The following is a 15759-nucleotide window of genomic DNA, read 5'->3' as shown; positions in this document are numbered from 1 at the left end:
ACCGAGACGGCGTTGTCACCCGAGATGACCTTGATGGACACGTCCTGACTCGCGAAATAGTCCAGGGTGTCGCGGGCATCGGGCCGGACCTTCTGCTCCAGCACCACCAGCGCCACGGGCGTGATCGTGCCGGGCGCATCGGGTGCGTCCACGGCCCGGTCCCCGCGGGCGAGCAGCAGCACCCGCAGGCCGGTGGCACCCAGTTCCTCGGCGGCCCGGGCGTCGGCCGAACCCGGGTCCAGCAGCACATCGGGAGCTCCGAGCAGCCAGTCGCCGTGCTCGCCGTAGGAGAAACCGCTCCATTTCTTCGCCGACGAGAACGGGGCCACCGCGGTGTATTCCCAGCCGGGAGTATCCGGCAGCGCCTCCGCGATCGCCTGCACACTGGCATTCGGCCGCGGATCGTCGGCCGCCATCGCCGCCAGTGCCTGCCGCGCGGCGGCTTCCGCGCCCGCACTGTCGTCGAACATGCGGAGCTCGGCCAGGCGCATCCCGTTCTCGGTCAGTGTGCCGGTCTTGTCCGCGCACACCACGTCCACCCGCGCCAGGCCCTCGATCGCGGGCAACTCCTGCACCAGGCATTTACGCTGCCCCAGCCGTATCACCCCCACCGCGAACGCGATGGAGGTCATCAGCACCAGGCCCTCCGGCACCATCGGCACCAGCGCCGCCACCATCCCGGTAACCGCGGGCCGCCAGGATTCCCCGCTGGACACCAGCTGGTTGTAGATACTCAGCGCACCGGCCGGGATGAGCAGGTAGGTGATGACCTTCAGGATCGTGTCGATCCCGTTGCGCAGCTCCGAATTCACCAGCGTGAACTTGCTGGCCTCCTCGGCCAGTTTTGCGGCGTAGGCGTCCTTGCCGACCTTGGTGGCGCGATAGGCGCCCGAACCGGACACCACGTAGCTACCCGAGAGCACCTGCGCGCCCGCCTCTTTGGCGACATCGTCGGATTCGCCGGTGAGCAGCGATTCATCGATTTCGAGCAGTTCGGCTTCGGCGACCACACCGTCGACCACGATCTGATCGCCGGGGCCCAGTTCGATCAGATCGTCGAGCACCACATCCTTGGGCGCGATCTGCTCGGCGCGGCCGTCGCGGCGCACGGTGGGCCGGGCCTGGCCCACGATCGCCAGCCGGTCCAGCGTCCGCTTCGCCCGGACCTCCTGGATGATGCCGACCGCGCTGTTGGCCACGATCAGCAGTCCGAACATTCCGTCGATCACCGAACCGGTGGCCATGACCAGGACGAACAGCACACCCAGGATGGCGTTGATCCGGGTGAAAACATTCGCCCGGACGATATCGCGGACCGAGCGGCTGGCCCGGTCCGGTACATCGTTGGTGAGCCCGTCCCGGCGCCGCCGGTCCACCTCGGCGGCGGTGAGCCCGGACGACCCGACAGCCTCCACAGTTGTCGACATGACGGTCAGCGTAACCAGCGCGGCGGCCGGCGGCTCACCAGGCGACGTTGATCGGGCCCGGTGTCCAGGTGCCCGGGTGATCCTCCTGCGTGATCTGTGGACGGGCGGGTACCGCGTCCGGATCCCGCGGCAGGAACTGCTGGAGCTGGCCCCAATCGCGGTCCCAGTCGTGGTTCAGGTAGGTCGGCAGGGTGCGGGCGTGCAACAGCAGTTCGGTCCAGCCGAGCGGGCCGCCACCGTCGTGGTTCTGCCACAAGCTGGTGTCGTGGGCGCCGACCCGGTCCGGCAGGATGCGGTACTTCGGCACCTCGGCGATACCGGTGCGGTGGTCGAACGGCCGCTGGCACGGGAACTGCAGCCCGACAGCCCAGTCGAGCAGCACCGGATCGGTGGACCCGACCACGCTGTTCAGGTCCTGGGTCTGCGGCATCCGTGGCGGGGTGAAGGCGAGCCACTGCCGCGGATCGCGGTCCCGGTCGTGGGCGACGATACGCACGGTATCGGCATCGGCGTACGGCTCCAGCGGAACCCGCAGGTTACGCCAGGACGGCGCGGGACCGATATCGATCGGGTTCACCCGGCGCAGTGCCACCGGTTCGGTGGCCGAGGCGCCGGGGGCGGTGGTGGACCCGAATTCGAGTTCGAAGGACTGTCCGTGGGTGACGACCCCGTCGGCGTCGCGGGACCAGATCCGGCCGGCGGCGCTCACGGCGAGGATATCGGCACGGTCGGCGACGGGCGGCAGCCGGAACCAGCCGCTGGTCAGTTCCGCCGGACCGTCGGCCTGGAAACTGCCCAGTACCGGGGTCGCAGGATCGAGACCGAATGGCAGGGCGGGACCGGCGGTTTCGGTGGCGACCCCGGTGCCGCCGCCCTCATTCCCCATCGAATCGGCGATCGCGGCATCGGCGCCCTGTTCGCTGTCGGCGCTCAGGTCCGCCGCCACACCGGTCGGCGCGAAACCGGTACTGCCGTTACCGGCCAGTGTGGTGGCCGGATCACCGGCCAGCGGGGTGAGCATGCCGCGGTTCGGATCGGTTTCCACCAGGACATGCGGGGCCAGCCCGCATGCGTTTCCGGTGAGCGCACCGAAGTTGGAGCCGGCCAGGGAGAACGCCGGATACTGGCTGACCGCGCCCTTGGCGAACGAGGCGACCTCGAGGAGCACCATGAACGCGGCCGCCACCGTGAGCGGCGGAATCTTCGCGAAGCGCCAGCCCAACCGGGAGATCCGATGATGTCCGGTATCGGGTGCCCGCACATGCCACCATGCGGCCAGCGCGAGCAGCAATACCGCCCCCAGCAGGAAGACCTTGTTCAGGGCGATACCGGCAATCGAGGGCTGTTTGTCCCACCACGGAATACCGAATGAGGAGACGTACCACCAGCCGTTGGGCCCGGAGAACACCATCGCCATCAGGAACGCCACCCCGGCGGCGAACAACGCCCGGTTACGCGGCCCGCGCATCACCCGCGGCCCGACCGCCACCGCGGTGAGCACCGCGACCGCACCCGCCAGCCCGGCGAAAACTCCGAGATGGTGGGTCCACTTGGTCGGCGTCGTCATCATGAGCACCATGGCGCCGATGGTGACCCCGAGGATCCGGCGCGAGGGCCCCACCGCGGCGGTCGGGATCCGGCCGCCCTTGTGCAACAGGGTCAGCAGGCACACCGCCAGGCCGGCGACCATCACGAAGATACCGAACCGGCGGGCCAGCGAACCGTCCACCGTGCCCATGAACAAGTACTGGTAGCGGAGGTACTCGTCGAACCACAGCACATTCGGCCCGGCCAGTTTGTGCACCCGGCTCATTTCCTGCATGGCGCTGAACGTCTGGTCCGCGAAGGCGACGACGAGCACCAGCACGCCCGCGGCCCCGAGCGGGAGCAGCTGCGCGAGCCAGCCGACCCGCCGCGCCCGCGCCGAAACGATCTTGAACAGCGGGCGCAGTCCTGCCAGCAGCGCGGCGATACAGATGACCCCGTGCGGGCCCGCCGTACAGCTGAACGCCGCGATCAGAATGGCGACCGCGAACGGCAGCAACCGCCGGGTCGCGATCCCGCGCTCCACCGAACACCAGGTGAGCAGTACACCGAGTGCGACCAGCGGCTCCGGCCGCAGGCCGTTGTTGTACGGCAACCACACCGCGAGGAAAACCAGCGCACCGGTCCACGGCACGAACCGGTTGCGGTGCAGCGCGGCCCCGAACCGGGGCACCACCTCCCGGCTGATCACCATCCAGGCCACGATCCCCGCCAGCAACGTCGGCAGCCGGACCCACGGACTGGCGGTGGTCACATCCGCCATCAGCCCGATGAGGTCGTAATACGGAGTACCGATCGGGTTCTCCGGCACGCCGAAGTACCGGAAGTAGTTCGCCATATACCCCGCCACCTGCGAGGTGCGGCCCATCCCGAACTGATAGCCGTCGTCGGATGTGGTGGCGCCGATGAAATGCCAGAGCACCAGCGTGCCGAGCACCACGAAATCCACCGGCCGGAAGGTCCACCAGCGGGCGGGCAGGAAGCGGCGGGCGCGACGGCCGTCGAGGTTGTCCAGGCGGTGCAGGGCCACCAGCGAGATCACGGTCGCCAGCACGGCCGCCCAGATGGCGAGGCGTTTCACCAGGGTCGGGGTGGAGCTGAACCGGCTGTCCACCTCTGCGGTGACGCTGGCACCGGCCGGGTCGGCGAGATCGCTGAACACACCCACCATCTGCGGCCGGTAATCCCCGCCGAGCACCACGGGCTCGTGCCCGGTGAGCGTGGCCACGGCTTCGGTCATCCCCGCGCCCACGGTGAGCTCACACCCGGGCGCCAGTTCGGCCACCGGCACGCTGAACAGCGACTGGTTACGCAGCACCACATCGAGAACAGGTCCCGATTCGGGCGTGGGCGGCCGGACCCGGGCCAGGAACCCGTACCGCTCCAGATCGGGTGCCCCGTAGGGCGCCGTGGCGGAGAGCACCCCGCCGGCGGGCAGCTGCTGGATCGCCGCGCAGGGCACGGTGGCTTCGAAGCTCAACGGCGCGTAGGCGACCAGCGGCGCCTCGATCGACGCGGCGGAATCGTCCTGCGGCCAGGACAGCGTCGCGGCGTCCACCCGCACCGGCAGGAACGGAACCGCTACCGCGAGCAACGCGCCGATCAGTGCCGACACCAGGGCCACCGGCCGTGCCCAGCCGCCCCGCATTCGGGGCCGGGGACTATCGGAGATCTCTGCCGGCTCGGACGCCGCCACCACCATCGTGTCAGCCACGGAGCGCCATCCTAACGGGCGCGATCACGGCGGGCTCATCCACAGATACCCGCGGTCCGGGCGTCGGCACCGGTGCACACCGGCGCAGGGCCCGGACCAGCGCTTGCGCGGCCGGGCGAGGAGCGCGGCAGTTCGTGCCGACGCTGTACCCAGCCCGTCCGTGCCGGGCCGGCGAGAGGTCCACCCGACAGAAAATCGGCCGGCCCGCACGAGTGCGGACCGGCCGATTCGGTATACGCCCGACTCAGGCCGCGCAAGCAGGCGACTGGATCTGCGCGTTGGCGAGCATGGTGCAGGTCCACTGCTGCTGGACCTTCCACACCCCGTCCTCGGCCACGAACGGCACATCCGCCACGCTGGTCTGGCCGTTCAGCGTGAGATTGGCCTTGGCCTGGATCTCGGTCCCGAAATCCTGTACCTCGGTGACCTCGATCGTGGCGCCCGACTGGGCGTAGAACTGGCTCAGCTTCGACGGCAGCTCCGGGTCCGCCTCGGCGCCCTGGACCATCTCCAGCTTTTCCTCGTTCGGAACGTTCGGGTCGAGCGCGCGCTGGAGCTGGGTGTTCAGATCGGCCGGGGTCGGGACGGGCGGCGTATCGGCCTCCGCCTCCGTGGTCTCGGCCGCGGCCGTGGTGCTCGTCGCCGCTGCGGTGTCCGAGTCGGAATCATCGCTACCACACGCCGTCAGGGTCAGCGCGGCCGCGGCGGCCAGGCCGGCGATCGCGATACGTCCGGTTTTGCGAAGCTTCAACTGCTCGTCCTTTGCGTTCGGGGTTCGGTGTCATGCGCTGCGGCAGCCCCACCGGAACCGGCGACGCTGCCCGGCACCAACCTACCCGGCGGGATTCAGGACAGGCTGCCGAGCGGGTCCGCAGGGCGCAACTCGGTGTTGTCGGCAGAGAAAGTACGCGCGATCCCCGGCCCTGTCGAGCGGGACTCGAACCGCACGGTCACCCGCCCGTGGCCCGCTCCCTGAACCCAGCCGAAACCGAATTCGGGATGCACGACATCCGATCCGGCCCGCCAGTTCACGACTCCACCAGCGGTTACTCCCGGATCCGCCGCCGCGCCGACGGTTTCGGCGCGCGACTCGGCGGCGGGCCCGGCCGAGGCCCCGGAAGGGGTGTTGCCCACGGTAGTTCTCACCGAATCCACAGAGCTCTCTTGCTCTGGTGCCACGAACTCGGGCGCAGCCACCGGCAGCTCCGTGCCGTCCGGACCCGGTTCGCCGTCCGCCGGCCCCGCAACCGAGGGTGCCGCAGGGACCCCCTGCCCCACCGGTCCATTCGTATCGTCGCCCGGTGACCCGCTCGCGAGATCGCGCGCCGGCGATACCGTTTCGCCGAGGTCGGCGGTGTCCGCACCCGGGTCCGTGGAATCCGCGCCCAGCCGGTCCAATTCGGGAAACAGCGATTCCTGCCGGATCGCCGACAATCCTGCGTACCCGACCCCCACCAGCCGCACCGGCCCCAGGTCCCGCGGGTCCAGCGCCGCCCGCTGAGCCGCGGAGGTGAGCGTGGCCAGGTCCTCGGTCGCGTAGGGCAGGGTGCTGGACCGCGTGGTGATACTCATATCGGCACGTTTGAGTTTCAGCACCACGGTGCGCGCGGCCCGCCCGTCGCGCACCAGCCGGCGGTGCGCGGCCGCGGCCATCTCGGTGATCGCCGGGCGTAAGCCTTCCAGCGTGACGATATCGGTCTCGTAGGTGGTTTCGGCACTGATCTGCTTCGCCTCGGCACGCTCGGCGACCGGCCGATCATCGATACCGCGGGCCAGCCGGTGCAGCGCGGCGCCGATACTTCCGCCCAGGATCGATACGGCCTCCACCTCGGGCAAAGCCGCGAACGCCCCGACCGTTTCGATCCCCAGGGCTCGCAGCCGGCTCTCCGCCACCGGCCCGATCCCCCAGAGTTTGCGGACCGGCAACCCGGCCAGCAACCCCTGCTGCTCACCGGGCGCGATCACCCTGATCCCGTCCGGTTTGGCCATTCCCGAAGCTATCTTGGCGAGCTGCTTGCCCGTACCCACACCCACCGAAGCCACCAGCCCCGTACTTTCCCGCACCGCCGCCCGCAGCTCCGCGCAGAAATCCAGCACCGCGGACACACTCGCACCCGCCAGTTCCGCGGGTTCCCCGAACGCCTCGTCGAACGACAGTGTTTCGAGTACCGGAATCCGCGACCGCAAGGTATCGAACACTCGCCCGCTCAGCACGCCGTATAGCGCCCCCCGCGGCGGCACCACCACCGCCGTCACCCCGACCAACCGCCGCGCCTGATGCATCGGCATCGCCGACCGCGCCCCGAACACCCGCGCCTCGTAACTGGCCCCCGCCACCACCCCACGCGCCCCGGTCCCCCCGACGAGTACCGGACGGCCCCGCAACGTCGGCCGGGTGAGCTGCTCACAGGAGGCGAAGAACGCATCCATATCGATATGCAGCACCCAGCGCCGCGCCGTTTCCCCGGCGAACGCGTGCCGAGCTGCTCCGGAACGACGTTCCGGGCCCTCGCCACTCACCACCTGTGGGCCCGCGGGGACCCGGCCCACATCACTCGCACCACTGGTCACGCCCCTGTTGGTACATACCGCGCAATCTACGCGCGAACACCGACAGCCGACCCGCCAGACCGCACAGGCGGGCACTGCCGGCCCCGATATCTGTCCGGCGTCGAGCACTCTGCCCGCTCGGTGGTCGCCTGGAGCGTCTGATTGCCGGAGGACGGGACCACAGCAGGCCCCGGCCGCTCATCACGCAAGCAACCGGCTGCGGAGTCCGGCGATCGCCGGACCGATTCGGCCGCCGAGGGCTCGCAGTGCCGCGCCGAACCCACCGCGCTCCGGTGGGACGATTCGGTTCCGCACGGGATCGCCGAAGCCCCGCTGGGTTCCGCACCACGTCGGCGGATTCGGCCGGCCGCCGCCCGGGAGCGGGTTCGGCGAGGTCACCCGCGACATCCGGAGAGCGGAAACGCGCAACCTTGGGCCCGGAACCCCCGCGCGACCCGGGCGCGCCATAAACTCGGCCCCATGATGATCCGCAAGGCTGTCATTCCCGCTGCCGGTATCGGCTCCCGGCTGCTGCCGCTGACGAAGGCGATCCCCAAGGAGATGCTGCCGGTCGGCGACAAGCCGGTGATCGAGCATACGGTGCGCGAGCTGGTGGCTTCCGGTATCACCGATATCACGATCGTGGTCAGTGGCGGAAAATCGCTGATCCAGGATCATTTCCGGCCCAATCCGGCGCTGGTGGCGCAGCTGCGCGCCGACGGTAAGACCGCCTACGCCGATGCCGTGGAAGAGGTCGGCGAACTGTCGCGGCTCGGGCATATCACCTACCTCGATCAGCACGGCCCGTACGGTAACGGCACCCCGGTGCTGAATGCGGCCCGGGCCGCCGGCGACGAGCCGATGCTGGTGCTGTGGCCCGACGATGTGTTCGTGGCCGAGGTTCCGCGCGCACAGCAGCTCATCCGCGCCTACGAGGCCACCGGATGCCCGGTGCTGGCATTGATGCCGATGAACCCGAACGAATCCCAGCGCTACGGCGTTCCGGTGGTGCGCGAGGATCTGGACGACGGATTGCTGCGGATCTCCGGCCTGGTGGAGAAGCCGAAACCCGCCGACGCGCCATCGGCCTATGCGGCGATCGGCGGCTATGTCGTCACGCCCGGCATTGTCGACGAACTGCGCACGCAGACAGAGAACTGGTACACCCATCGCACCGGTGAGGTGTACCTGACCGATTCGATCAACGCCTACGCCGCCGATCACGCCGTGTACGGGCAGGTCATCCAGGGCCGCTGGTACGACACCGGCAACCCCGGCGACTACCTCGTCGCGCAGTTCGCCTCCGCGCTGGCCCATCCCGACTACGGCCCGCTGCTGCGGCGTCAGGTGGAGTGAGCGGGTCCCGGATCGCCGGCCGGCTCGGACGACTCAGAAGCGCCGGATGCTGTGCACGTAGAAGTGTTCGAGTGGCGTGAGCCCGACCGGGACACCGGCGCCGTAGGCGTTGAGCACCTGCCCGTTTCCGGCGTAGATACCGACATGGGACGCATCGCGGTTGATGATCACCACATCACCGACGGCCAGCGCATACGGGGGCACCGCCGCGCCGACCTCCGCCTGTTCCCAGGTGGTGCGTGGTAGCGCCACCCCGACCTGGCGGAATGCCCACTGTACCAGGGCCGAACAGTCCCAGGTGTCCGGTCCGGTGGCCCCCCATTCGTACATCTTTCCGGTCTGTGTCGTGGCGGCGGCGAGGGCGCCGAGGCCGGCGAGGGTCGATACCGGAAGCCCGGCCGACCCGCTGGCGCTGAGTGAACTGGAGCCGGAGGCCGATCCGCTCGCGCTGCCGGAGGGTTGTGCCCAACCCGGTGCGGCCGCGACCGCGGTGACGGCGGTGGTGAGAAGTAAGCCGGCGATACCTCGCCGCAGTGCGATCCCGATCACGTGCCCACCCTTCTGCCGGTCGATGCACGAGACACCATGCGGCGCCCCGGTTTACTCGCGGCATCCGCCGAGCAGCCGGCCACCGCGGACCACTGGAGCTACGCCGGAGCGAATCCACTCCGGCGCAACCCCACTCAGGTAGAACCGAGCGAAATGATCACCGTTCCCGCTGCTCCCGAGGGAACGTTCGCAGCGGTATCGCGATGATTGTGCCCGGCAGAAGGGCGTTCACCAAGTAACCTGGCAAACATCTAGCATGTGATCTAAATCACAAAAATGTTTATTGCGTTTGCGTCAGGATGTCGTTCAAGGTCTTCAGGACCGCGTCCTTGGTGGCCGACGGCGACTCGACGAAGACGCCCACCTGCCAGACCGGTTCACCGCCGGGCTCGGCGGCGACATACCGGCTGAGGTCGATGGTGTACATGCCCTTGTCGTTCGTGGGCGTCTCGACATACGAGGTGTTCGGGTCGAACTGCTTCGCCGCACCTTCCTTGTCGAACCAGTCCGCGTCGAACCCGGCACGCGTTGCCGCGTCACAGGTGGACGGGCATTTACGCAACATCAGGTTCACTCGCTGATCGGCCGAGGAATCCCCCTCGTCGATACACCCCCACGCCTGGGCATCCGGGATGGTGTCGATCGACCCCTTCATACAGCCCCAGGACCCCGGCGTCCGGAATGCGAACGGCCAATCCTTGAAGGCCATGGTGTAGGTGTCCTCACCGTCCTCGAAGGTGGGGCCGAACAGCACGACCGGCGACAGGCCCTCCTTCAGAGCCGGTGCGCCTTCCACCGGAGGAGCCGCACTCGTGGTCGTCTCGGCGGCCGTAGTCGTTGTCGCACCGGTCGTTTCCGTGGTGGTGCTCGCCGCCGCGGCGGTGTTCTCCTCCGATCCCCCCGACCGTAGGATCACCAGCCCGGCCACACCGGCCAGCACCAGAACCACCACCACGGCCAGCACCGCGATCAGGGTGGCATTGTTGTTCCGCGGCGGGCCTCCCTGCCCACCGGAGCCGAGCGGCGGCACTTCCCATGCGCCCGACTGCGGAACAGGCTGCGGGACCTGTCCCGCGGTCTGCCCCCACTGCACCGCCGGCTGACCGCCCTGGGACTGATAACCCTGTTGCCACTGCCCCGACGGGGCATCCTTCTTCTGTTGACCCTCGGGCGCGTGCTGCCACCACTCGTCGGGATTGTCCGAAGCCATAGGTGCATACCCTAGTGGGACACTCCGTCTCGGTCATGGCGATAACCTCTCGGGCACCTCCCCCTCCGGAGACGTTCGCGCACAGCGCCGGAACACTGCCGACATCCGTACGACGAGGCCCGGCAACCACCGTAAGAAGCGTAGGACGTCGCGACGATGGTGTTCGCGAAGCGGCTGCAGGCGTAAAGCCTGGTCACCGCTCGCCTGGACCGGAGAAGCCGGGTGGATCGGTGGTGTGCGCTGATCTCCTCGCACACCACCGATCAATGGGGAAGGCACGAGCCCGGGGCGGACCTCCCTACCGCTCGACCTTCGCGATCCGCGCTCGTGAACCGCCCGTCAGCTCGGCGCCCTCCGAGCCGACCGCGCCGAAGTCCAGCTCCACAGCGAGGACTTCACCGGCGATGAGATCGCGATGGGTCCGCGCCCACTCCTGCCGGTCCGCCGGAACTTCGAGCGTCGCGGTGATCCGGTCGGAAACATCCAGGCCCAGCGATTTCCGGGTCTCCTGCAGGTCCCGGATGAGATCGCGGGCCCAGCCCTCGGCCTCGAGTTCCTCGGTGACCACCGAATCGAGCACCACCAGCCCGGCATTACCGGGCAGCGCCGCGGTGGATTCCGGTTCGGCGGCCACGAGCCGCTGCGTGTATTCCTCGGGCAGCAACTCGATTCCGGCCGCGGTGACCACACCGTCGGCGCTTTCCGTCCACTCGCCGGCCTTGACCGCCTTGATCACCTGCTGGACCTCGCGACCCAGCCGCGGCCCCGCCGCGCGGGCGTTGACGGCCAGTTCGAACCGGCCGTGCGCGGCGACATCGGTGGTCAGATCGACCTTTTTGACGTTCACCTCGTCGGCGATGATATCGGCGTAGGGCGCCAGCCGGTCGGCGTCGGCGGCGGCGATGGTCACCTCCGCCAGCGGCAACCGGACCCGCAGCTGCTGCGCTTTGCGCAGGCTCAGCACGGTCGAGCATACGGTGCGCGCCTCGTCCATCGCCGCGACCAGTTCCGGGTCGGCGGGCAGCGTATCGGCGGCGGGCCAATCGGCCAGATGCACCGATCGGCCCCCGGTGAGACCGCGCCAGATCACCTCGGTCACCAGCGGCAGCAGCGGTGCCGCCAGCCGGGTCGCGACCTCCAGCACGGTGTGCAGGGTATCGACCGCGTCCCGGTCCTCGGCCCAGAAGCGCGAACGCGACCGGCGCACATACCAGTTGGTGAGCGCGTCGGCGAAGGTCCGCAGCTCCTCACAGGCCCCGGCGATATCGAACTCCGTCAGCGCCGCGGTCATCACGTCCCGGGTCTGCGCCAGCTTCGCCAGGATGTAGCGATCCAGCACATTCGCCGAATCCGTACGCCACGTACCGGTTTCGGGCGCGTAGAGCTGGAGGAAGGTCCAGGCGTTCCACAGCGGCCGCAGCGCATGGCTCGCGCCCTCCCGGATACCGCGTTCGGTGACGATGAGGTTGCCGCCGCGCAGTACCGGTGAACTCATCAGGAACCAGCGCATGGCGTCGGAGCCGTCGCGCTCGAACACTTCGTTCACATCCGGGTAGTTGCCCTTGGACTTGCTCATCTTCAGGCCGTCGTCGCCCAGCACGATGCCGTGCGCGACCACGTTGGAGAACGCGGGACTGTCGAACAGCGCGGTGGCCAGCACATGCAGGGTGTAGAACCAGCCGCGGGTCTGCCCGTTGTACTCGACGATGAAATCGCCCGGGAAATGGGAGTCGAACCAGTCCTTGTTCTCGAACGGGTAGTGCACCTGGGCGAAGGGCATGGAACCCGATTCGAACCAGCAGTCCAGCACCTCCGGTACCCGGCGCATCGTCGAGCGCCCCGTCGGATCATCGGGGTTGGGCCGGGTCAGTTCATCGATCATCGGCCGGTGCAGATCCGTGGGCCGCACCCCGAAATCGCGTTCCAGTTCGTCGAGCGAACCGTAGACGTCGATACGGGGATAGGCGGGGTCGTCGGAGGTCCACACCGGGATCGGGCTGCCCCAGTAGCGGTTACGACTGATGTTCCAGTCCCGGGCGCCTTCGAGCCATTTGCCGAACTGGCCGTCCCGGATATGTTCGGGCACCCAGTTGACCCGCTTGTTCAGCTCCACCATCCGGTCGCGGAACTCGGTCACCCCGACGAACCAGGACGGCACCGCCATATAGATCAGCGGCTGCCCCGACCGCCAGCTGTGCGGATAGGAGTGCTCGATGGTTTCGTGCCGCAGCAGTTTCCCGGCGGCCTTGAGGTCCTTGATGATCACCGGGTTGGCGTCGAAGACCATCAGCCCCTCGTACGGGGGCACCATCGAGGTGAACTTGCCGCCCGGATCGAGCGGCTGCACCAGTTCGATCCCGTTGGCGCTGCATACGTCCATATCCTCTTCACCGAACGCGGGCGCGAGATGCACCAGGCCGGTACCGGAGTCGGTCGCGACATAGTCGGCGGACAGCACCCGGTGCGCCCGGGGATGGCCGGCGAAGAAGTCGAACGGCGGCTGATACTCGAGTCCGACCAGCGCGGCGCCGTCGTATTCATCGAGTACCGCCGGCTCCTCGCCGAGTTCACGGGCATAGTGGCCGAGCCGTTCGGCGGCCAGCAGGTAGCGCTTACCGTCGACGCCACGCACCTGCACGTAGCGCACATCCGGGTGCACCGCGATCGCGAGGTTGGACGGCAGCGTCCACGGAGTGGTGGTCCAGACCAGTGCCGCCGCACCGTCGAGTCCGGCCAGCGGATGCTCGGCCGGTACCCGCAGCACCATATCCACGGTGACCGCCGGATCCTGACGCATCTTGTAGGCGTCGTCGAGCCTGGTTTCCTGATTCGACAGCGGCGTCTGCTCGTACCAGCTGTAGGGCAGCACCCGGAAACCCTGGTAGATCAGGCCCTTCTCGTACAGCGATTTGAATGCCCACATCACCGACTCCATGAAGTCGAGATCGAGGGTCTTGTAATCGTTGTCGAAGTCCACCCAGCGCGCCTGACGGGTCACATAGTCGCGCCATTCCCCGGTATAGCGGAGTACCGAATTCTTGCACGCCGCATTGAATTCCGCGAGACCCATCGAGTCGATCTGTGATTTGTCCGTGATACCGAGCTGCTTCTCCGCTTCTATTTCCGCGGGCAGTCCGTGGCAGTCCCAGCCGAATCGCCGATCGACCCGTTTCCCGAGCATGGTCTGAAAACGTGGGATGACATCTTTGACGTATCCGGTGAGCAAATGACCGTAATGCGGCAGACCGTTGGCAAACGGCGGGCCGTCGTAGAACACGAACTCGCCGGCGGCGGCCTGGCCCTCCTCCTCCGGCGCGGGGGTGCGGTTGTCGATGCTGGCGCGGAAGGTTCCGTCGGCGGCCCATGCGTCCAGGACGGCCCGTTCCATCTCGGGGAAGGTCACGCCCGATCCGCCGCCGAGATCGACGCGCGGGTATGCGCTGCTGCTGGAATTCTCGTCCGCCATCGCGGATTCACATCTCCTCGTGCCCGGCGCCGCAGCGCTCTCGTATCCGGCACGGGGACGACGACCGGCGCAATCGGTGCTCCGGTACCGCGGTACCACCCCGCTTGTCCACCTGCCCGGCAGGGCGGGCGGACCACTCGTTTCCAGCTGTGACGGGCTGACCCCGTTCGGTTCTACTGAGCATGTCCGGCAGCGCAGGAGAGCCGCTGCACGGCGCCGTTCTTCCGAAAGCTCCCCGGTGATGGCCGGATCGTCGCCTGTCAGGTTTGATTCTAACCGTGACGGTCAACTACTTATAAGGCCCGCCCCGCCGCACAGCACGGAAGGACAGTTCGGTTCTCGTTCGCAGTAGTCCTCGTCAGTGTTTCGCGTGCTGATCCCGCGGCGGCAACTCCTCCTCGGGTGCGCGCATCGACAGTGCGCTCACCAGCAACACCACAGCACCGAGTCCGCACACCACGATGCAGCCCCAGGCCCAGACCACCGACCCGGTGGTCAGCGACAGGATCAGCAGAACCAGGCCGATTGCGGCGAGCGCCAGTGTCAAGACAAGCATGATGACCCCCAGGACAGCAGGCCGGGTGCCCGTTCGCGCCCAGCGGTATCGAGCGCTTACTCGCCCTGGCCGAACGATGCGGGGGCAAGCTGGTTGGCCCCGGTATCGAAGGTGTCACCCTCGTCCACCGGTACGGCCGACCCACGGTTCTCCAGCTCTTCGAGCTGCGATTCCAGATACGATTTCAAGCGCACCCGATACTCACGTTCGAAGGTTTTGAGGGTCTGGATCCGGCTCTCGAGGACATTGCGCTGCTGGGTGATGGTGCCCATGATCTCGGTGTGCTTGCGCTCGGCATCGGCCTGCAGCGCATCGGCCTTCTCCTTGGCCTGCCGCAGCTGGCTGTCGGACCGGGTCTGCGCATCCGACAGCATGGCATCCGATTTGTGCCGGGCGTCGGCAACCATCTCTTCGGACCGGGCCCGCGCATCGTTGACCAGCCGCTCGGAATTGGCGCGGGCATTGGCCAGCAAATTCTCGGCTTCGGTTTTCGCGTCGCTGGTGAGCCGGTCGGCCATCTCCTGCGCCAGGCTCAGCACCTTCGCGGCCTGCATATTCGCGTCGGCGCCGGCGTCCGCCGCGGCGGGCGCGGCCGGAACCGCCGGGATGGGGGCCGAAGGCGGCGCCTGGACCGGCGGTTTCACCGGTTCCGGCGGGGGCGCCTGCTGCACCGGTTTACCGAGCCCGGCACCGGCCGGACCGCGGCTGCTCTTGGCGTCGGCCAGCTCCGCATCGAGCTCGGCAACCCGCTGGCGAAGGTCCGCATTCTCCTCGATCAGGCGGGAAAGTTCCTGCTCGACCAGATCCAGGAAGGCATCGACTTCGTCCTCGTTGTAGCCGCGTTTCCCGATAGGCGGTTTGCTGAACGCGACGTTGTGCACATCGGCTGGGGTCAGCGGCATGGAAGGATCCCTTCGCGCGTTGTCAGATCTAGCGGCTCTGGCAAGTCTTCTCGGACCATTCTGTCACACCGGAGCTACCGACCCGCCGAGGCCGCTGACGACGGACATGAGGATGAACACCAGGAACAGCAGGACCATAATCGACAAATCCAGTCGAATTCCGCCCAGCGAGACCGGTGGTATCAGCCGTCGCAGCAGCTTCACGGGAGGGTCGGTGATCGTGAAGATCACCTCGAGGATTACGACGACCACCCCGGTGGGACGCCAGTCGCGGGCGAAACTACGGATGAACTCGACGATCACCCGGCTGATCAGCAACAGCCAGAAGATGAACAGTACGAAGTACAGCACCGCGAACAAGGCCACGGTCTCACTCTGCCGCAAAATCGGCGCGGTGCAAAATGCCCGCGCCGACTTCGGTCCCGGCAACGTAGCGCCCCCGGTGGGGGCGGCGGGCGCGATTTTTGGGTGTTTAAAACCGGTT

General features: G+C 68.0%; 11 protein-coding genes. 1 reads left to right on the top strand and 10 read right to left on the bottom strand.

What is annotated here, in order from left to right; genetic code table 11:
- The 4 genes from QH196_RS14350 to QH196_RS14335 form a co-directional block, all read right to left on the bottom strand.
- A partial coding sequence (locus QH196_RS14350) for an HAD-IC family P-type ATPase (RefSeq protein ID WP_280416280.1) occupies positions 1-1427 on the bottom strand: 1427 nt, incomplete at its 3' end.
- A 34-nt stretch (positions 1428-1461) separates the two neighbouring features.
- Positions 1462-4620, bottom strand: coding sequence for an arabinosyltransferase domain-containing protein (locus tag QH196_RS14345; protein WP_280416282.1), 3159 nt, complete (start codon positions 4618-4620; stop codon positions 1462-1464).
- Positions 4621-4930: 310 nt separating this feature from the next.
- Positions 4931-5437: a hypothetical protein gene (locus tag QH196_RS14340; protein ID WP_280416279.1), complete on the bottom strand. Its 507-nt coding sequence runs from the start codon at positions 5435-5437 to the stop codon at positions 4931-4933.
- A 95-nt stretch (positions 5438-5532) separates the two neighbouring features.
- Positions 5533-7206, bottom strand: a complete 1674-nt coding sequence (locus tag QH196_RS14335; protein ID WP_432279495.1) for a DNA polymerase IV — start codon at positions 7204-7206, stop codon at positions 5533-5535.
- A 510-nt stretch (positions 7207-7716) separates the two neighbouring features.
- Here QH196_RS14335 and QH196_RS14330 point away from each other — a divergent pair.
- Positions 7717-8592: a UTP--glucose-1-phosphate uridylyltransferase gene (locus tag QH196_RS14330; protein ID WP_280416278.1), complete on the top strand. Its 876-nt coding sequence runs from the start codon at positions 7717-7719 to the stop codon at positions 8590-8592.
- A 33-nt stretch (positions 8593-8625) separates the two neighbouring features.
- On the opposite strand, the gene QH196_RS14325 is transcribed toward QH196_RS14330, so the two are convergent.
- The 6 genes from QH196_RS14325 to QH196_RS14300 form a co-directional block, all read right to left on the bottom strand.
- The gene (locus tag QH196_RS14325) at positions 8626-9141 is read right to left on the bottom strand and encodes a C40 family peptidase (protein WP_280416277.1); all 516 of its coding nucleotides are present in this window, start codon (positions 9139-9141) and stop codon (positions 8626-8628) included.
- A gap of 280 nt (positions 9142-9421) precedes the next feature.
- Positions 9422-10351 (bottom strand): hypothetical protein, encoded by a 930-nt coding sequence (locus QH196_RS14320; RefSeq protein WP_280416276.1) that lies wholly within the window; start codon positions 10349-10351, stop codon positions 9422-9424.
- 298 nt (positions 10352-10649) lie between these two features.
- The gene (ileS, locus tag QH196_RS14315; protein WP_280416275.1) at positions 10650-13817 is read right to left on the bottom strand and encodes an isoleucine--tRNA ligase; all 3168 of its coding nucleotides are present in this window, start codon (positions 13815-13817) and stop codon (positions 10650-10652) included.
- A 358-nt stretch (positions 13818-14175) separates the two neighbouring features.
- A complete protein-coding gene (locus QH196_RS14310) occupies positions 14176-14373 on the bottom strand; it encodes a hypothetical protein (RefSeq protein WP_062978654.1) in 198 nt (65 codons plus the stop codon).
- Between the two features lie 56 nt (positions 14374-14429).
- Positions 14430-15275: a DivIVA-like cell division protein Wag31 gene (wag31, locus tag QH196_RS14305; RefSeq protein ID WP_280416274.1), complete on the bottom strand. Its 846-nt coding sequence runs from the start codon at positions 15273-15275 to the stop codon at positions 14430-14432.
- Positions 15276-15338: 63 nt separating this feature from the next.
- Entirely contained in the window at positions 15339-15641 is a 303-nt protein-coding gene (locus QH196_RS14300; RefSeq protein WP_033245431.1) for a YggT family protein, read from the bottom strand.
- Between the last annotated feature and the right edge of the window lie 118 nt (positions 15642-15759).

This window comes from Nocardia carnea (assembly GCF_029868325.1).
GTDB classification, from domain to species: domain Bacteria; phylum Actinomycetota; class Actinomycetes; order Mycobacteriales; family Mycobacteriaceae; genus Nocardia; species Nocardia carnea_C.
This window is presented reverse-complemented; position numbering and strand designations above follow the sequence as displayed.